The organism is Metallosphaera tengchongensis, from assembly GCF_013343295.1.
GTDB classification, from domain to species: Archaea; Thermoproteota; Thermoprotei_A; order Sulfolobales; family Sulfolobaceae; genus Metallosphaera; species Metallosphaera tengchongensis.
Genome location: NZ_CP049074.1, coordinates 86,580 through 103,890, shown reverse-complemented (window position 1 = coordinate 103,890; position 17,311 = coordinate 86,580). Strand labels below are relative to the sequence as shown.

Sequence of the window (17,311 nt, the reverse complement as noted above, 5' to 3'; positions counted from 1 at the left end):
CCCACCGTGTTCCACCGTTGATCCAGGAAAGGAAACTCGCACTGCACCCCTCTGTCCTTGCTTGGACAGAAGTAAGCCGAGAAGTTCCAAGGACCCTATTATGAAGGGGTTTGGGTTTCATCGGGTCTCATATAACTTGCTATAAACCCTCAACCCTTGGGCTTCACGGGAGTCGAGCGGGTCTTCCTTCACCCTCCTCCGCCCCAAGGGGTAACCCCGACCCATCTAGATGGGATACCGTCTAAGTGGGGGAACCCGCACATCTTGGGCTGTCCATGAACACGCCTTTCGGGATACATACCCACATCCGGCATTATGTAAAAACATTAGATGGAGTTATGCTTAGCCCTAGAAGGAAAGCCAAACTCCTCAGAGCGAAAAAAGAGACCTTCGAGCCCTCAGTTGCGTGGAAACATGGATGAGTTCTAGGAATACGAAAAGGATTACTCCTAGATTTATCCCATAAAATAGAGAGATCCTAGTTTTGTTGAGCGCCTCACGCAGTTGGATAGGCTATCCAAATATAAAAGTCTTGCCCTCTAGACGAGGTCTTATACGTCGTTTAGTTCCACACCGTGACCTCTGGAGTTTACCAAGGCCCTAGGCTGACCTCCTCCCCGCCCCGCGAGGTTTACTGTTCTTCTATCAGCTCCATGAACGCTGTATCCTTGACTTTATAAAATTAATACTTTAATATAATTAATAAAATCTGAACAAAAAGGTTAATAAACGGCATAGTTGAGCAGTATTCATGTTGGTGGTTCTCAACCATCCGGAGGAAGGGCCTGGGACCTTAAAGGAGATGTTAACAAGTCTAGGTTTTGATGTGAAGGAGAAGCACGGAAGGGAATTAACCGGAAAGGAGGATCCTGACGATTTAGTCGTGATGGGGGGACCCATGGGGGTATACGAAGCAGAAAAGTACCCATTCTTGATCAAGGAGGTGAATTTGATAAGAAGGGCGTTAAGCGAGGGCAGACTCGTACTAGGGATATGTTTGGGCTCTCAACTTCTCTCCTTCGCCTTGGGAGGTGATGTAAGGAAGGGAAGTTTCGGAACCGAACTGGGAGTTGGTAAGGTTAAGTTACTCGATGAGTTTAAGGAAAGGATTGGTGATGAAGTGGAGGTTTTTCACTTTCACGGGGACACGTTTACGATACCCATGGGAGCTTCTCTGCTGGCGTATTCAGACAAATATTTTCAAGCTTTTTACGCAGGGAAGGCCTTAGGTTTACAGTTTCATGTTGAAGTTGATGGTAGAATGATCAAGAGGTGGGCTGAGACCTACGGTTTAGACACAAAGCTGGTAGAGGAGGTCAAGGAGAGGGAAGAGGAGTTTAGGTCAACGGCGTCCATTATTTTAAAGACCTGGTTGGAACGGTCAGGTAGGTGAGCTTATTTAAACTTTAGGGAGAATTTACCATCATGAAAATAAAGAAAATTTTCGATTTAAGCGTGACTCTATCTCCCTATATGCCAGTTTGGCCTACCAACCCACTGGTTGACATAAAGCCTACTGGAATACTAAGCAGGGACGGTTACAACGTGGAGTTCGTTTCCTTTGCGACCCACACTGGAACCCACGTTGACGCCCCGTATCACTTTGACGAGAGGGGGGCCACTGTGGACAAGCTTGACCTCAACGTTCTCATCAGTCCTGGATACAGTATCTCACCTAAGGTATCGCAAGGGGAGATAGGGGAGCGGTCCTTGAGGGAAATATGGAGGCCTGAGTACGATAATAAGGCGATCCTCTTGAGGACAGGTTGGGACAAGAAGAGGGCATACACCAAGGAGTTCCTCTACGAGTTCCCAGGGCTCTCAATGGACGGAGCTGAGTTCCTAATAAGCAGGGGGGTCAAGCTCATAGGTATTGATACTTTGGGTATCGAACCCTACTCTCACTCAGACTTCTCAGTCCACAAGAGGCTCCTGAAGCAAGGGGTGGTAGTAGTGGAGGACCTTGCTAACCTAGACCAGTTACAAGAGGGTAAGGAGTACCTTGTCGTGGCTCTACCCATAAAGATCCTTAACGCCAGCGGTTCCATGGCCAGAGTGGTAGCCCTGGAACTTGAATGACGTCTTGAGGCTACAGTTCGCTCCCTCGTTTTGGTGTGAGCTATGAGAGGACCCATAGAGGTTGACCTTTACGTGCGGAGGGGAGACTGCAGAGTGATGGGAATCCTGGGTGATAAACATACTGTCATAGAGAAAGTTGACCCCCAAACGGACTTCACCAATCACATAATAAAGGTAGACCTCCTCGATAGGGAGACCAAGAGACTCCTCACAATTGGAGGAGTCAGGATCGTTGAGCTTAAAGGTGGGAAGCAGATATGGGCTAAGGCGCCCTCCTGTTCCTCATGTAAGTTTCTCTCCAAGACTGAGGTGATGATCCTTAACGCCAAACCCTTAAGTCAGAACGAGATCGTTTATAAGTTACTTGTCCCCTCTGTAGGCTATCTTAAGACTGTCATCACTGAACTGAACTCCCTGGGATTGAAGCCGAGGGTTTTAAAGACCGACAAGCCTAGGGAGGACGATCTGGAGTTAACAGATAGGCAATTGCAGATACTTCTTCTCACTTACAAGAAAGGTTATTACGACGTTGAGAGGAAGGCGAGCTTAACTGAAATAGCCAAGGAGCTCGGTATCTCACCCTCCTCAGCAGAGGAACTTCTGAGAAGGGCTTTGAAGAAGGTAGTTGGCAAGTACCTAAACGGAACTTTTTAGTTGAGGTAGAACTTGCCTGAAGACGTTTAGGTAAAAGGAGAGTATACCAATACCTTGAAGGGGAGCTGAGGCAATGAAGAGCGAAGACGAGATCCCCAGATCGTAGGCTATCCTCATGGAGAGCCCTATATTGAGCAATATTATGGGTAAGTAGGAAGGTCTAATGGATAACCTCTTACCAGAGATTCCTATGAGCATGTCCATGAGGACAGCATCTACGCCGAATACAGTGTCAAAGAGGAAACCTACAGCTATGGAGTGCACAAAGGCGTCATAACTTAACAAGGAGAAGAGTGAGGAGAGAAGCAACCAAGTCCACGCGATACTTAGGCTCACCCTAGGGTACAGCCTCCCCTTTGACCTCAAGATCCCAGATCCGTGCAGGGAGAACACCCAGCTCAGGAAGAGGAACAAAGACGAAGCGTAGGTCGGGTAGGTCACTATCCCCAAGAGTAGGCTGAGATAGGCCAACGTCATTTCTTCACCGTTTATCTTTTTCCCTCCAAAGACCAACCCTATATCCCTGCTCATTATGGCGAAGATCGTTAAGGATGGGAAGACCAGTGAAACCCAGGGGATATCCATTACCGTTTGAAAGGAAATAACAAATACTGTGATGATCAAGGTAATAAAGAGAAGGTAATTGTAAGTGGTGGGTTTAAGCCCTAATTTTGAGGGGGAGAGATAAACCCTAGAGTAGAAAATGAGCGTTCCGATGGGTAATAATAGAACGTACAAACTGTAAGGAATTAGGTTAAGCTCAGACATTATCACTGCTATCAGAGCTGAGACCCCAGTCACCGCTATGTAGACCTTGGGAGCAGGTCTCCCTCTCCATTCGTTGCTCAACGCTACCAGGATTTCGTTTCCAATCAGGGTTAGGAAGAACCCGTACACCATGACTATCCAGTGAGCGTTGAAAAGCGAAGTTGGTAAGGGATAGGGAAACCCCTGCATATCCATGAAGTTAAAGACTGCCGGAATCCCCCCAATCAGGAGGAATGATATTCCTTCAATTAAAAGAGCTAAGTTGCTAAGCTTCATGAAGAGAAAATATTACGAGCCTTACACATAAAATCAACCCCTTAATATTTGGGGTTTTACTTAATACTAGAGAGCTAAGATCAGAGACCAAATGTCCGGGACAAGGATAACCAACAAGGGCGCCTTAAGCCTGTTTACGACGACCTTCATGCTCTCAGCAATTTTGACAGATAAATTGACTACCTTGCTTTACCTCGTTCCTTTAGCCATCCTCAACGCATTTACCATAGAGAGACTTTACCCCAAGTTGATCTCCTGGAAGTTTGAAACCAAGGACTACCTGCTTGCTGGAGCCAATGTCATCCCCTACGCTTTCCTGTTTAACGTATTCCTTCTACTCCCCCTAGCCTTCCTGGTCTCAGCCTACGTATTGTCTTACTTTAGGTTTAGGATGGCCCCAGTCCTGCTAGGTACTTACGCGGTCAGTTCCTTTTATTTGCCCTGGACTGACATGCTCGCTAGCGTAAACTTCGGGGTTTATTCCATATTCTTGACGTGGATGCTCTACACCTTGACTCAATCCCTCCTGGTGGAGTACAAAGCCCCGTTCAGGAAAAACGTGAAGAGCAATCACGTGACGGTTTCCTGGATTATCTCATTAATAGCCTTAATCCCTCTCTCTTCGATTTTCCTTCCAACCCTGTTGTTAGGTCTAATTGAGCCAACGATCAGGTTCTTGAGACCGGGCTCAAAACTGTCCTCAGGTAAGGAGATGAGAAGTTTAGGGAGGGAGCTCTCCAAGAGGACCATGATACTTGTGTCAGTTTTGGTAATTTCAGAGATCTTAATAAGATTTAATCTAGTACATGTTCTATAAACCTTGAGTTGAGTAAAAAAGATTTTTAGCTTAAGCCCTTTTAAAAAACCGGAATGAAATCTTCTTCCTTTAGGTCCTTCACTTCCTCACCGGTTATGCCTAGCTCTGGGATGGCAGGCATTGGGACTCCGTACCTGGAGAGAGTTGCACCTACCCTCATTATGGCAGTCCTCCACGCTTCCTCCTTTTCCTTGATCTCTGGGATGTAGAACCCTCCAGATCTAGCTAAGTCCTCCATCTTTTCTGTGACCTCATTGAACCACGGAGGTAACTTCCAGAAGTCCTTTGGCGGTCTGTAGGTAATCATTGAAAGGAACACGAAGCCAGCCCTCACCTGTTTAGATACTAGTTTCTTCCTTTCTTCGTCCATTTTGGACGCGTTGCTGGTCATTATCAAGTGAGTGAAAGCGTAGTGCCTGGTCTCATCCACCGCGGTGTTCTTGAAAAGCTTTGAGAACTGGTCTATTTTTGACCCCTTGGACATGGTAGAAAATACCGTGGTAGCGGCAGCTTCACCCATCATGAATGAGGTGAACAATACGTCCATAGTGTATTTATGATAAGCTTCAAGGTATGCCTTCCAGTACCTCGAACCATTATACCACGCCCATAGGGTGGAGAGTTTTACTTTTCTCTCCAGCTCGTCCTGGGGCTTGAAATCGAAAGGATATCCAGGGAAGACGTTATTGATAGCCAGTCCGCACATCACGTTGTGCCTGTTCTCGTCGTAAGTTATGGTAGTTATTACTCCCTTCACTGCTGTATCTAGGTGTAGCTCGTGGGACTTAACTAAGGCGTAGGCGAAGACAGGGGTAGCGTTGTCAAAGGTTGATAGAAGGGTCCACCAGTAGGCGATAGCGAGCCTCTGCTTCCTATCCAAACCTGACGCGATCTCCTTTACCTTTTCCCAATCAATGTCCTGTTCGTCCCACTGCTCCCTCTTGGCTCTCCTGTACAGTTGCCACGCCCTCTCGTTGTCAAAACTCCATCTAGGAGGATAGACGTTGAATTCAGGAAACTCGGGCTCCTTTTCGAAGTCTAGAGACAACCTTTCACCAATATTATAGTGATTATTTGAAGTATATAAATGTTATATAAACCCTATATATGAGTTAGAAAAAAATTAAATAAGAAGTTATCATCCCGAGCTCCTCCAGAAAATCCCGGAGAGGGGCTAGTTCCAGACTGGGTTAATTGCGAAGGGAACGGTAAGCAAAGAGTCCATGGGAACTCCTAAATTCCGTAAAGAGATCAGTTGATTGGTTACTTTGTTTCTCCTGAATAAAATAGGTTCATTTCGAGAACGTAAAGATATAACTTTTAATCACTAATTTGTATGACAAAATTAAATAATGGACAAACAATTATGATAACTATGGACAAGTGGACTAGAGAAGGAAAGCTTGCCCTAACTTCCCAATTTTTAGGTTTCATGTTAGATGCGTACGATTTATTATTTGTTTCCGCATTAACGCCTTATATACAATATAATATCCTCCCGAAGAATTTATCTGGCCTACTGGGGTACTTCGTGACCTTAGCTATAGGCCTAGGTCTGACCCTCATAGGGCGACCTTTAGGGAGTGCAATATTTGGGAACTTTGGTGACAAGTGGGGCCGGAGGAAGACCCTCATGGTCACGATCTTGGGATTTTCCATAATGAGCGCGTTAATAGGGCTTCTTCCAACTTACAAGATACTGGGCTTACTAGCACCTACCCTATTTGCCATATTTAGGTTTGTTGAGGGGGTTTTCATAGGGGGCGAGTACGCTGCAGGACATCCCTTCGCCATAGAGTTCGCGCCAGATAAGTGGAGGGGGCTAGCCAGTGGTATAGCCCAAGGAGCGTTCTCTTGGGGAGTTGCTATCGGGGCTGCAGTAGTGTACGCAATATCCTCTCTGTTGGGTGAGAAAGCTATGTACGACTACGGATGGAGACTGGTCTTCTTCACGGGGCTCATTCCAGCTGCGGTAGCTTTAGGCATTAGATACATCTCCAGCGACACTCCTGTATTTGAAAAAGTCAAGGAAGAAGGAAAAATAGAAAAGATTCCTTTCTTCTCAATTTTCAAGCCACCGACCCTGTTTACTTTCATTAACGTGTTCGTCCTTATGACAGGACTTTTCTTCAGTTCCTACTCACTCTTCGATTTCGCAACTGGTATTATGACTCAAGCTGGGCTCTCTCCCTCCCAAGCATCGCTCTATTACTCGTTAGCTGGTGTAATCGCTGCAGTGAGCGCCACATTGTGGGGTGTATCTTCTGATTTCATGGGGAGGAAGAAGTCCTTCCTAGTAGCTGCCGTCGTCACTTTCGTCCTGGCTGTCCCTGGGGCTTACGCTCTTTACTTGGGAGCGTCGACAGCTAGCGTGGGAATGTTAGTTCTCGGAGCTTCACTCATAGGCTGGCTTACGCAGTGGCCTTGGGGACTCGTCCCAGTCTATCTGTCCGAGAGGTTTAAGGCCAACGAGAGGTCAAGTGGGGTCGGCTTCGGATACAGCTCTGGGGTTTTCATAACGGCCTGGATGCCCATCTACTCCATTTACCTCTCCAAGTACTTCGTGGGGATTGAAGGGAAGGATCCTTGGTTTATAGCTTCTTTCTTCCTAATGCTCGCTTCAATACTCTACGGGGTCGCAGCTGCAGTTGGACCAGAGACTAAGAACGTGGACCTAACACAGGTGGGTGAGAGAGTTAAATAAGTGGGTAATTTTTCCCTGCATAAAACCAAGTTATCATCCTTGAAGGTCTCAGGATAACACAATATTGTTTTTACCTCCCAGTGCAAGTACACTGTATGGAGGTAGTTGTTCCCGTATTAACCCCCTTCAATAAGGAGGGGTCTATAGATAAGGATCTCCTAAAGTCACACGTCCAGAACCTGTTGGACAAAGGAGTGGACGCGATCTTTGTTAACGGTTCCACTGGACTAGGTCCTAGCCTCTCCAAGGATGAAAAGAAACTCACGTTGAGTACTGTAGCTGGAGTAACCAATAAGGTGATTTTCCAGGTTGGAGAGCTCAACCTGAACAACGTTTTGGAACTTGTCAAATTCTCATCCGACTACGATATTATGGCCATCGCTTCTTACTCTCCTTTCTACTTCACTAGACTTCCAGAGAAGTGGCTTGCCAACTATTTCAGTTCCATCATCTCGGCTTCCAAACACCCAGTTTACCTCTACAATTATCCGCTGGCTACAGGTTATGATATTTCAGCTAAAGTGGTATCCAAGTACAACCTGGACTTTGCAGGAGTGAAGGACACAAATCAGGATCTGTCCCATACCCTCGAGTTCAAGTCAACCTTCCCGAAGATGAAGGTATTTAACGGGTCGGACACCCTAGCTTTCTACTCCCTCCTGACCCTGGATGGTACAGTCGCTTCCATGGCTAACCCCATCCCTGCAGTTTTCAGTAAAATGAAGGAATATGTGAAGAACGGTGACCTGAGATCGGCCTTAAGTTTGCAAAGGGTAATTATTTCGTTAGTGGAGATTTCACGAAAGTACGGTCACCTGGCGTCCCTCTACGTTATGACTGAGACCGTCCAGGGCTATTCCGTGGGATATCCGAGGCCCCCGATCTTCCCCCTGGACGACTCAGAGTCCAAAGCGCTGAAGGGAGAAATTGAGAGCTTCGTCAAGGGTCTGATGCCAAGATGAAGACCATGGTCGCCTTAGGGGAGATCTTAATAGAGCTAAACTCGCTAAGTCCAGGTCCTCTAAGGCACGTGACGTACTTCGAGAAACACATCGCAGGTAGCGAGGCCAATTATTGCGTTGCCTTCACTCTCCTAGGGAACAGGTGTGTGTTCGTGGGCAGGGTAGGGGATGACGAGTTCGGTCGCAACGCAATTGAGTGGTTGAGAGGCAAGGGAGTTGACGTCGGACGCGTGAAGCTGGACCCCAACCCAACAGGGATTTTCTTTATACAGAGGAATTACCCAGTCCCGGACAAGAGCATCTCAATTTACTATAGGAAGGGGAGCGCAGGGAGCAGGTTGAGCCCAGGGGATTTGGACGACGATCTCTTGAGGGAGGCCGATGTCGTCCACAGCACGGGTATAACTCTAGCTATTTCCGAGACTGCTAGGGAGGCTGTATTTGAGGCATTCGAAAGGGCTAAGGTTACGTCATTCGATACTAACATAAGGCTAAAGCTCTGGTCACCGGAAGAGGCTAGGGAGACCATCATGAACCTATTGAGAAGGGAACCACTCAAGTTCCTAATCACCGACACTGACGATTCCAAGGTCTTGGTAGGTGAAAGTAACCCAGACGAAGCTTACAGACTGCTAAGTCCTTACGCTGAGTTGGTGGTAATGAAGCAGGGACCGAAAGGGGCCACTGTGTATTACGAGGGGGAAAAGTACTTCTCACCTGGATATACCGTGAAAGTTGAGGACGTTGTGGGTGCTGGGGACGCCCTAGGGGGAACGTTCCTATCCTTGGTCTTGAGCGGATTCCCCCCTAAGAAGGCTTTGGACTACGCAATAGCGAGCTCAACGCTAAACGTCACAATGAGAGGTGATCAGGAGCCCCTTCCAACTTTGCAGGAGCTGGACGAGTTCTTGAGGGAAATGAATAAAGTTCCCGGAGTAAGATAGGAAGCATGGTTTCTCTAAAGGAACTTTCACCAGAATTAAAGGATATAGCAACTACGGACTCTGGGTCAATCTCCTTCAAAACGTATTTGGCTGGAGACTGGGTATCATCCAAGGAGCTGGAAGAGGTACAGTCGCCCATAGACCTCTCTGTGTACTGTAAGGTTCCTAGACTTCCAAAGGAGATGGTAGACCACGCTATAGACAAGGTATTCCAGACCGGTAGATGGGCCGTTAGGGACTTTCCTGGAGAGAAGAGGCTAGAGGTATTTCATAAGATGGCTGAATTGCTGAACAAGTTTAGAGACGACTTGGTTGAAGTCTTGGTGATAGGGAATGGTAAGACTAGAGCCTCAGCGAACGGAGAAGTGAACGCCTCGATTGAGAGGTTGATTAGGGCAGACTTGGACGTCAGGAAACTTTATGGGGAGTACGTTCCTGGGGACTGGAGCTCAGAAAGTCTAGAGGCGGAGGCGATAGTTAGGAGGGAACCGTTGGGAGTTGTGTTGGCCATAACTCCCTTCAACTATCCGTTGTTTGACGTCGTGAATAAGTTCGTGTACTCCACCGTAGCAGGGAACGCCATACTTATTAAACCTGCGGGTAGAACTCCGGTCCCTGCCCTCCTCTTCGCAAGAATTGCAGAACTGGCAGGTTTCCCTAAGACTGGACTCGCCGTTCTCACAGTACCTGGGAAGGAGATGGACGCTATAGTTTCCGACCAAAGAATTGGGGTAATTTCCTTCACAGGAAGCACCGAGACAGGTGAGAGGGTAATGAGGAACGGAGGAGTAAAACAATACGTTATGGAACTCGGAGGAGGGGACTCTGCCATAGTCCTTAACGACGCTGACCCGGTAAGTGCAGGGCAGAAACTGGTCACATCCATTACTTCCTATAGCGGACAGAGGTGCGATTCCGTGAAGTTCGTGTTCTCAGAGCCCCAGGTTTACGACAAACTAAGACAAGTCATGGTAGAGGAGATTAAGAAGATCAAGGTTGGAGACCCCAGAGACGAGGTCAATATGGGTCCCGTAATTGAGAAGGGAGCGGTGGAAGAACTCGAATTTGCAGTAAAGGACGCCACGGATAAGGGAGCCAATGTCCTTTACGGCGGTAAGCGAATTAAGGATAACTACGTTGAGCCAACTCTTCTGGAAGTCGAGAAGGGGAAAGTCAAGAGCTTATACCTTTACAGGAAGGAAGTTTTCCTCTCTGTCGCTGTTTTGACTAAGGTGGAATCTGTGGATGAGGCAATAGAGTTAAGCAATGGGAGAAGGTATGGCCTCGACGCCTCAATCTTCGGGAACGACATAAATAAGATAAGAAGAGCGATAAGGCTGTTGGAGGTTGGCGCAGTATACATTAACGATTTCCCAAGACATGGGATAGGTTACTTTCCCTTCGGGGGGAGGAAGGACTCTGGCCTGGGAAGGGAGGGAATAGGGTATACCATAGAGTACGTTACGGCTTACAAAACGGTGATCTATAACTATAAGGGGAAGGGCATATGGGAATATCTCTGAGGTCTAGGTAATTTTCGCGTTTTTCCTCTCAGCTGGGAAAAGTCAGATTTACGGTCAGAGTGACTTTAGTGATAAAAGAACGGCAAACCTCGCCCTTTATGGAGGGGAGGAGGTCAGAAGTTCATTATAGAGTTTAACGGGGAAGCATCAGTCCCTCTCGTTAGATAACAGAGTGCCCGCTTTCATAACCTAGCGGCCTTCTCATTTCTAGCAACCTGTAAATTGTAAGTCTCGTACTCTGAAATTGTGTTGATTGTTTATATCCTAAATTAGTCCAAGAGACTTTATTTAAATTTAAGAAAAAGAGATAATATTCTATGGAAGTGACTTACGACTTCGATGTGATGCAAGAGCAGGAAGTGGTTAGGGAGTACCTTTCAAATCCAAGGAATCTGATGAAATATGTACCTGCCTTTGATGATTTAATCGATTTAGGAGAGAATGAGTGGGAGTTAAGGGTTTCATGGCTGATCACTCTAAAACTTAGAGTGACTAAGCAGGTCACGAAGGACGAGATCACTTATCTTATAAAGAAGGTGGACGGTCTAATAAAGATAAACTCCTACTTACGTTTCACTATTCTGCCTACAATGGGCAGGACGGTGGTGAGACTCACATTCTTCTATAAAGGTCCATTGGAGACAGTTGCCAAAAAACAGACACAGGATTTCTATAAGAGGGGGGTGGAGATATTTAAGAGAGATATGGAAGGTATTGAAGCTAAGGAAAGTATTGAAGCTAAGCCAAATCCAGCAACGAGGCAACCCTCTTTAAATGTGGAGAGCAGATCCTCAGCCTCGTATGACGATACATTCCCCTCAATTTTAGAGATGAAGACTGTGTCAAGCAAGAGGGTTACACTTAAGGATGTGGATAGCGTTCTGGAGGAAGCTGTAGTAAAGAGCATCAACTCCCCAATTCTAGTATTGTTGTCGGATGGGACTAACATTGTCGAGCTGAGGTTTAAAGGTGGAGACCTGGTGAAAATTAAGGGCGATCTGTCATCCTTGAAGGAATCGGTGGACGTCATCCTTAAATCTAAGTGAGGGCGTTAAGATCGAGAACTTCATCTTATTGAAGGTTGAACATCTCCTCTAGGCGCAACAATTTTCTTCGAGGTTTTGTTTTTAATCTTCTTTCCAAAACTTTGCCATGAATAGGTAAATGGCTATCCCCCACACTAATGCAATTATTACTAGGATTAGGCCTACCGTAAAATCCCTTAACCCCAAATATACCCCTAGAGCGGCGAGGAATATGAGACCTGAGACTATGAAAAGAATCTCTTCGCTCTCCAACAATATGGATCTATCAGATAAGATAATAACTTTATATGAGAACAAATTTCGCGAGTAGACTATTCACTTAAATTCTCGACGTATTGAACTGTAGACCCTACTCACTTCCACTTAATTACAGTCTTGATTTCTCCAGGTACCTTATGCTCCAGAACTTCCGGAGCCTCCTCTACGCTGACTTTCCTAGTAATGAATTTACTCATGACCTCGCCGTACATCTCCTTCCAGGTAACCAATAGGTTACCCCCTTGTTGGAAGTCGTCCTTAGACGCGTTCACGCTCCCCATGATTACGACGTTGTTTTCCACTATCCTAGTCACATCTTCAGCGGTAATTTCTGCCCTCTCTTTCCCAGTTGTCCCGAAGAGGACTAGTGCACCGTTCTTTCTTATCTTTTGGAGGAGAGGGACGAATGCTGAAGGGTGCCCGGACGTATCTACAAGGAGGTCCATTTCAGGTAGTTGCTCAGATGACGTGTTAATGAAAATAGAACCTGTGGCTTTCACTATCTCCTCCTCCACCGAAGAAGGAGGTCTCCTGTTGGCAACAATAACGTTGAACCCCATGGTCTTCAGCGTTAGTGAGAAGAGGAGACCAATGGGACCACTCCCCAAGACTACGGCGGTCCTGCACTGGTAAGTCGAGTCTTCACACCTCCATAACATTCTTCTCTGGATTGATTCCAGTTCACGGGTAGCTTTGACGACGTTGGACAAAGGTTCTAGAAGAACCCCTATCTCTCCAATTGAGGGGGCGACCTTAACTAAGTTCTCCTCCGAGTCCCAGAACTCCTCTCTCATGGTTCCGTGTGCGCCTCTGATGCCTATCTCAGTGAACTTCCCAGTCTCACAGAAGTCCTGATGACCTACTTTACAGTTTAGACACTCCCCGCAACCCCTCCTAACGACTGGCACCACGAGGTCTCCTTTCCTGAGCCTGTCGTTACCTTCGACTACCTCTCCGAGGGTCTCGTGGCCTAATACCAAATAATCATTGCCTGGGGGAGGGCGAGCAAAGTCTAGATCACCGTTCACTATCCCTCTATCCGTACCACAAAGTCCGCTCAACCTGGTCATAACCCTGATCTCTCCCTTCTCTTGGATCTCAATTTCCCTGATGTCCACACCGGGTTTTTGGGGAGTTACGACTATAGCTTTCATAAATTACTTACATCTCTCAGGTATTAAACTTGTAGGGTAGGCTTAGAGATGTAGAGAGCGACTTAAATTTTTCAATGAAGATATAACTCCAGTAGGGGTCTCGTAGTCCTTTCGCCTGTCGGGAGCACTATGGATTCTAGGGTTCAAACACTAGAGGTGAACTAATTAGTTAAGCCTTACCGGTAAACGCCCATTTTCCCATCTCCCTAGCGTATTCTGCTAGGTCTTTTATGCTATTGAAAGACGCTGTTTGTAAGTGCAGGTATTCGTACCTAGCAGAGTTCTCCATCATTTTCCTTCTCAGTTCCTTAGCCCTATAGGAGTTGAGAAGTTCCCCCAACTTATTCTGGGACAGATTCCCTATCACCTCTCCGTTGATATCATCCGGGTAGGGGAGATCACCGTTGGGGTAAATGGTTATGGCGTAACTAGTTAACCTCTTTGGGAACTCCCCCTTTAGGGCCCTGATGAAGCCCCACGAGTTATTGAGGGTGGAGCCGTATTTCCCCTTTAGGTAGGAGAGAACCTGATAGAACTGCTCCTTGTCAGGCTCAAGTTTCACCTTTGAGTCAGGGTAATCCACAGCCGGCATGAGGAGGATCTTGTAACCGCACTCTCTCACCTTCTTTACCTTGTCCTCGAGAGTGTTTATGTTGTACCTAGTGACAACTGTCTGCACGTTAACCTTTAGGCCAAACTCCCTAAACTTGCATAGGTTATCTAAAGCCTTAAGGTTCCAGTGATACTCGTCTATGGAGTAATGGAGGAAATCGATCCTCTCCGAGATCTTGGAAAGGAAACTTGGATCACCGAGCCTGTACCCGTTGGTGGTTAGCATGACGTAAAAGGAGCCGTCATGGGCGTACCCAAGGAGATCTAGGATATCAGGGCGTGTAGTGGGCTCACCGCCTTCGAAGGAAAGGACTACCACTGATGAGTCCCTCAAGTTATCTATGACCTTCTTCAACCTCTCTGTGCTCCCTTCCTCTAAGGTCCCGCTATAGTAAGCTGGGTTACAAAAGGTACACTTTAAGTTACATTTTGAGGTAACCTTAAAGGTAGCGTAAGCTACGTTGTACCATTTTCCAAGAAGTTGGGTATTAATGAACCATTTAATGGCTTTGATGTTCCTGTTGGTCAAGGGGAACACCCCAAGACTATCGAAATCATAAATATCAATTGCAATTTAACTTTAAAACCTTCATCGATACGGAAAAGCGGGAACTACGTGGTCAAAAGCTTGGGTAAGGTCTCGATTCCTCTAAAGGGGTTTCGGTTTAACTTAGTTACCCTTACTCCATCTCCCAGGGCAAGGGTAACAAGTTCACTGTGAACATATGGTCTTACCACGAGTTAATTGAGGCTATACTCTTCAAGCTCCACGAGCATGGTATAAAGGTGTTTCTCGTTGTTGAGTATAATACTTCGAGTATAATACTTCAATGGTCTGCGCCTTTTATAACGTTCAAGTGAGTGGGAAGCCTAGGGGAGTAGTTAACTGCCCTTTAGGTCACAGACTACACAGTGACGTTAACGGTGCTTTAAACGTAATGAAACGGGGAATAAAGAGAGTCGCAAAAGTTGAAAACACCTCTCTCTTTTCTCCTCTCTTCAAACGGAGTAACTCCCGTAAAGGGAATAACACCCAAGACCTCTGTGGAACCCTCCTTTAGGGCTGGGAGGAGGTCAGTTAACACAAACCTAACCTCTGGACTTCAGGGGAGTTGAGGAGGACTCCCCTCATACCCCTCTGACTCATTAAGGGAAACCCCAATCTATCAAGTAGAAAAACCCAGACATCTCTGGTGTAATGGCCGTAGTAAACAGTTTCCTTGACCCCATTATGTCTATATGATCTGGACTGTTGAGGACTTTATATACAGCAAAGGGTCTTGCCCCGGATGTCGGTCTGTATCTCGAAAGGTAAGTAAGACATATGGACACCCCAAGGTTTTCGGGTTTCCCCATCTAGGTGAGTCGGGGTCACCCCGCTAAAGGGGCTAGGATGGGTGAGGGCGAGTCCCTTGCTCGACTCCCGTGTCAAGGGTTTGGGGTTGATATCAAACAACATGAAACCAGGTGAGGCCCAGACCCCTAGCTCCTGAGGATATAAGCCCACATCTAGGGGAGGTCTCTATACCTAGGTCACACCATCATATATGGCTGACATGAGGTTAAATGAACTCAAAGGGTTCACGGAAACAGTAAACTTCGGCCACTGTTCAGAGGGTCCGGGGAGCTCTACTCCCTACCTCCTTGAGATAGCTATTTTATGTTTTAGTTTGCATTCATTATGAATGGCTATCAAGAGGGGTTTAGTAATATTAAGGAAAATGACACCGAGGCTACTGAAGTACAGGAGCATAAGGAAACGTATTCTTCAGAACAAGGAAGTCCCCAAAGAGGAGATTGAGGAGGAAGCTAGAAAGTTTGTGGACACCATGATAGAGTTAGGGCCAACCTTCATAAAGTTAGGCCAGGTTTTATCAGTTCATCCGGACGTCCTACCTCAGGAGTACATGAGGGAGTTGCAGAGGTTACAGGACGAAGTTCCCCCAGCCCCTTACGATCAGGTGAAGGAGATGATATTTAAAGAAGCTGGGGATATAATTCAAGATGTTGATCCAGAGCCAGTAGCAGCTGCGAGTCTTGGTCAGGTTCACGTAGGCGTCTTAAAGGACGGGACTAAAGTGGCGATCAAGGTCAATAGGCCAAGGGTGGAAGAGGTACTCAAGGAGGACATCTCTCTCATAAGAACTTTCCTGCCCTTCACTAGGTTACTCCTGGATGCAGGGCTTGTAGAGGCGCTTTCCCTCATCTTCAGGCAGTTCTCCACGAGGATATTTGAGGAGCTGAACTACGAGAAGGAAGCCTTTTACACTTCCAAGATCAAGGACGAGCTCGAGGGATTTAGGGTTAAAATTCCCAGGACTATAAAGGCCAGCAGACACGTGCTAGTCATGGAGTATCTCCCAGGGTTTAAGATAACCTCCAAGGAAGCTCTGGAGAGTTTCGATAGAAAGAACTTAGCGTGGAGAGTCTTTAAGGTATTTGTCTACCCCGTTTTGAAGGGGGAGTACTTTCACGCTGATCCTCATCCTGGAAACATTTCCATCGACCAGGACGGTAACATCATCCTCTACGACTTCGGTATGTCAGGTTACATAGATAGGGAAACTAGAATCAAGCTCATCAGGATGTACGTTACCATCAGTAGGGGGGACCCTATAATGCTCGTAAACGTTCTAGACCAGTTAGGGGCTATCCAACCCTACGCGGACAGGAAACTGCTGGCTAAAGGTTTCGAGCTAATGATAAAGGGGATTAAGGGGATCCCAGTGGATCAGTTAGAGCTGGAAGAGTTCAACAGATTAGCGAGCGAAGCGTTCTTTAAGTTCCCCTTGAGGCTCCCTGAGAGGATCGCCCTGTACTTCAGGATGTCCTCAGTCCTCGAGGGAACCTGCAGAATGATTGACCCGGATTTTGATTTCCTCCCCAACCTAGTGAGGTTGGTGGAAGAGGAGGGACTGTTGAGGTTAGCTTTCGTTGATGAGGTGATGGACTACGTTAACTTCTTGTCCACTGGGATGAAGGAAAGAATGCTTAAGTCTCCTCAAGGGGAGGTGAGGAACTCAAGAAAATGGGTCGGGATACCCATAGTGGCAATGTCCATCCCGACCTACCTCCTCGTGGGTGACGTCACAGCAATACTGGTGGCCTTGTTAGGGCTAACTGTCACTCTATCTTTACCTTAGCAGCACCTTCAATGGGGATCTTGAGGGTCAGAACACCGTTCTCATACTTACCTGAGACCTCAGCGTCCTTGGGAACCTTGACAGGTAACTTTATTTCCCTTGTGATCCTAGAAGGTCTCTGCGCCACGTGTTTTATCCCTGCCTGGTCGGTCTCTCTCTTCCCATCTATCCTCAGAATTCCGTCGGAAGTCAACCTGATGGATATGTCTGACTTCTGAAAGCCTGGCATGTCCACCGTAACAACTAGCGTATTCCCCTGTTCGAATATGTCAATAGGTGGGAGGACCCTCTCATAGAACTCCTTGGTTAGATCATTTATTTGTTTACTTATCTCTCGCAATATGACTTCCATGGCATATAATGCTCATGAG

The 17,311-nt window shown here is 46.8% G+C and carries 17 protein-coding genes; 10 read left to right on the top strand and 7 right to left on the bottom strand.

The window, feature by feature from the left end; translation table 11 throughout:
* Positions 1 to 188 precede the first annotated feature (188 nt).
* Positions 189 to 314 (bottom strand): hypothetical protein, encoded by a 126-nt coding sequence (locus GWK48_RS11625; protein ID WP_281359985.1) that lies wholly within the window; start codon positions 312 to 314, stop codon positions 189 to 191.
* Between the two features lie 437 nt (positions 315 to 751).
* Here GWK48_RS11625 and GWK48_RS00485 point away from each other — a divergent pair, with 437 nt between their 5' ends.
* From GWK48_RS00485 to GWK48_RS00475, 3 genes are read left to right on the top strand one after another with little or no spacing between them, the layout of a single operon-like run.
* Entirely contained in the window at positions 752 to 1,393 is a 642-nt protein-coding gene (locus GWK48_RS00485) for a type 1 glutamine amidotransferase (protein WP_174628606.1), read from the top strand.
* Between the two features lie 32 nt (positions 1,394 to 1,425).
* Entirely contained in the window at positions 1,426 to 2,079 is a 654-nt protein-coding gene (locus GWK48_RS00480) for a cyclase family protein (protein ID WP_174628604.1), read from the top strand.
* 42 nt (positions 2,080 to 2,121) lie between these two features.
* Positions 2,122 to 2,733 carry a helix-turn-helix domain-containing protein gene (locus tag GWK48_RS00475; RefSeq protein WP_246263847.1) on the top strand — a complete coding sequence of 204 codons (612 nt, stop codon included), beginning with the start codon at positions 2,122 to 2,124 and terminating at the stop codon, positions 2,731 to 2,733.
* Here the strand turns inward: GWK48_RS00475 and GWK48_RS00470 are convergent.
* Positions 2,716 to 3,777 carry a nitric oxide response protein gene (locus tag GWK48_RS00470; protein WP_174628602.1) on the bottom strand — a complete coding sequence of 354 codons (1,062 nt, stop codon included), beginning with the start codon at positions 3,775 to 3,777 and terminating at the stop codon, positions 2,716 to 2,718. The two genes, GWK48_RS00475 and GWK48_RS00470, sit on opposite strands and share 18 nt — an antisense overlap.
* A 91-nt stretch (positions 3,778 to 3,868) precedes the next feature.
* On the opposite strand from GWK48_RS00470, the gene GWK48_RS00465 reads away from it, so the two are divergent.
* Positions 3,869 to 4,594: a hypothetical protein gene (locus tag GWK48_RS00465; protein WP_174628600.1), complete on the top strand. Its 726-nt coding sequence runs from the start codon at positions 3,869 to 3,871 to the stop codon at positions 4,592 to 4,594.
* A 40-nt stretch (positions 4,595 to 4,634) separates the two neighbouring features.
* On the opposite strand, the gene GWK48_RS00460 is transcribed toward GWK48_RS00465, so the two are convergent.
* Positions 4,635 to 5,642, bottom strand: coding sequence for an aminobenzoate oxygenase (locus GWK48_RS00460; RefSeq protein ID WP_174628598.1), 1,008 nt, complete (start codon positions 5,640 to 5,642; stop codon positions 4,635 to 4,637).
* A 327-nt stretch (positions 5,643 to 5,969) separates the two neighbouring features.
* Here GWK48_RS00460 and GWK48_RS00455 point away from each other — a divergent pair, with 327 nt between their 5' ends.
* The 5 genes from GWK48_RS00455 to GWK48_RS00435 all read left to right on the top strand — a co-directional run bounded on the left by GWK48_RS00455 (position 5,970) and on the right by GWK48_RS00435 (position 11,773).
* On the top strand, positions 5,970 to 7,298 hold the full coding sequence (locus GWK48_RS00455) for an MFS transporter (protein WP_174628596.1): 1,329 nt from the start codon (positions 5,970 to 5,972) through the stop codon (positions 7,296 to 7,298).
* A gap of 95 nt (positions 7,299 to 7,393) precedes the next feature.
* Complete coding sequence (locus GWK48_RS00450; RefSeq protein WP_174628594.1) at positions 7,394 to 8,260, top strand: bifunctional 2-dehydro-3-deoxy-phosphogluconate/2-dehydro-3-deoxy-6-phosphogalactonate aldolase; 867 nt, start codon at positions 7,394 to 7,396, stop codon at positions 8,258 to 8,260.
* Positions 8,257 to 9,204, top strand: coding sequence for a bifunctional 2-dehydro-3-deoxygluconokinase/2-dehydro-3-deoxygalactonokinase (kdgK, locus tag GWK48_RS00445; protein WP_174628592.1), 948 nt, complete (start codon positions 8,257 to 8,259; stop codon positions 9,202 to 9,204). The genes GWK48_RS00450 and kdgK overlap by 4 nt, the downstream gene beginning before the upstream one ends.
* A 5-nt stretch (positions 9,205 to 9,209) precedes the next feature.
* A complete protein-coding gene (gene gapN / locus GWK48_RS00440; RefSeq protein ID WP_174628590.1) occupies positions 9,210 to 10,727 on the top strand; it encodes an NADP-dependent glyceraldehyde-3-phosphate dehydrogenase in 1,518 nt (505 codons plus the stop codon).
* 317 nt (positions 10,728 to 11,044) lie between these two features.
* Entirely contained in the window at positions 11,045 to 11,773 is a 729-nt protein-coding gene (locus GWK48_RS00435) for an SRPBCC family protein (protein ID WP_246263846.1), read from the top strand.
* Between the two features lie 81 nt (positions 11,774 to 11,854).
* Here the strand turns inward: GWK48_RS00435 and GWK48_RS00430 are convergent, their stop codons facing one another.
* The 3 genes from GWK48_RS00430 to GWK48_RS00420 all read right to left on the bottom strand — a co-directional run bounded on the left by GWK48_RS00430 (position 11,855) and on the right by GWK48_RS00420 (position 14,326).
* Entirely contained in the window at positions 11,855 to 12,025 is a 171-nt protein-coding gene (locus GWK48_RS00430; RefSeq protein WP_174628588.1) for a hypothetical protein, read from the bottom strand.
* Between the two features lie 101 nt (positions 12,026 to 12,126).
* Complete coding sequence (locus tag GWK48_RS00425) at positions 12,127 to 13,185, bottom strand: glucose 1-dehydrogenase (protein WP_174628586.1); 1,059 nt, start codon at positions 13,183 to 13,185, stop codon at positions 12,127 to 12,129.
* A 169-nt stretch (positions 13,186 to 13,354) separates the two neighbouring features.
* Positions 13,355 to 14,326, bottom strand: coding sequence for a radical SAM protein (locus GWK48_RS00420; RefSeq protein ID WP_174628584.1), 972 nt, complete (start codon positions 14,324 to 14,326; stop codon positions 13,355 to 13,357).
* A 1,156-nt stretch (positions 14,327 to 15,482) separates the two neighbouring features.
* On the opposite strand from GWK48_RS00420, the gene GWK48_RS00415 reads away from it, so the two are divergent.
* Positions 15,483 to 16,940, top strand: coding sequence for an ABC1 kinase family protein (locus tag GWK48_RS00415; protein ID WP_174628583.1), 1,458 nt, complete (start codon positions 15,483 to 15,485; stop codon positions 16,938 to 16,940).
* Here the strand turns inward: GWK48_RS00415 and hsp14 are convergent.
* Entirely contained in the window at positions 16,921 to 17,292 is a 372-nt protein-coding gene (gene hsp14 / locus GWK48_RS00410; RefSeq protein ID WP_174628581.1) for an archaeal heat shock protein Hsp14, read from the bottom strand. The genes GWK48_RS00415 and hsp14 overlap by 20 nt on opposite strands.
* Between the last annotated feature and the right edge of the window lie 19 nt (positions 17,293 to 17,311).

Excerpts from the sequence above, each read along its gene's own strand:
- GWK48_RS11625 (WP_281359985.1), bottom strand. The coding sequence starts at position 314 with ATGCCGGATGTGGGTATGTATCCCGAAAGGCGTGTTCATGGACAGCCC.
- GWK48_RS00485 (WP_174628606.1), top strand. The coding sequence starts at position 752 with ATGTTGGTGGTTCTCAACCATCCGGAGGAAGGGCCTGGGACCTTAAAG.
- GWK48_RS00480 (WP_174628604.1), top strand. The coding sequence starts at position 1,426 with ATGAAAATAAAGAAAATTTTCGATTTAAGCGTGACTCTATCTCCCTAT.
- GWK48_RS00475 (WP_246263847.1), top strand. The coding sequence starts at position 2,122 with ATGAGAGGACCCATAGAGGTTGACCTTTACGTGCGGAGGGGAGACTGC.
- GWK48_RS00470 (WP_174628602.1), bottom strand. The coding sequence starts at position 3,777 with ATGAAGCTTAGCAACTTAGCTCTTTTAATTGAAGGAATATCATTCCTC.
- GWK48_RS00465 (WP_174628600.1), top strand. The coding sequence starts at position 3,869 with ATGTCCGGGACAAGGATAACCAACAAGGGCGCCTTAAGCCTGTTTACG.
- GWK48_RS00455 (WP_174628596.1), top strand. The coding sequence starts at position 5,970 with ATGGACAAGTGGACTAGAGAAGGAAAGCTTGCCCTAACTTCCCAATTT.
- GWK48_RS00450 (WP_174628594.1), top strand. The coding sequence starts at position 7,394 with ATGGAGGTAGTTGTTCCCGTATTAACCCCCTTCAATAAGGAGGGGTCT.
- kdgK (WP_174628592.1), top strand. The coding sequence starts at position 8,257 with ATGAAGACCATGGTCGCCTTAGGGGAGATCTTAATAGAGCTAAACTCG.
- gapN (WP_174628590.1), top strand. The coding sequence starts at position 9,210 with ATGGTTTCTCTAAAGGAACTTTCACCAGAATTAAAGGATATAGCAACT.
- GWK48_RS00435 (WP_246263846.1), top strand. The coding sequence starts at position 11,045 with ATGGAAGTGACTTACGACTTCGATGTGATGCAAGAGCAGGAAGTGGTT.
- GWK48_RS00425 (WP_174628586.1), bottom strand. The coding sequence starts at position 13,185 with ATGAAAGCTATAGTCGTAACTCCCCAAAAACCCGGTGTGGACATCAGG.
- GWK48_RS00415 (WP_174628583.1), top strand. The coding sequence starts at position 15,483 with ATGGCTATCAAGAGGGGTTTAGTAATATTAAGGAAAATGACACCGAGG.
- hsp14 (WP_174628581.1), bottom strand. The coding sequence starts at position 17,292 with ATGGAAGTCATATTGCGAGAGATAAGTAAACAAATAAATGATCTAACC.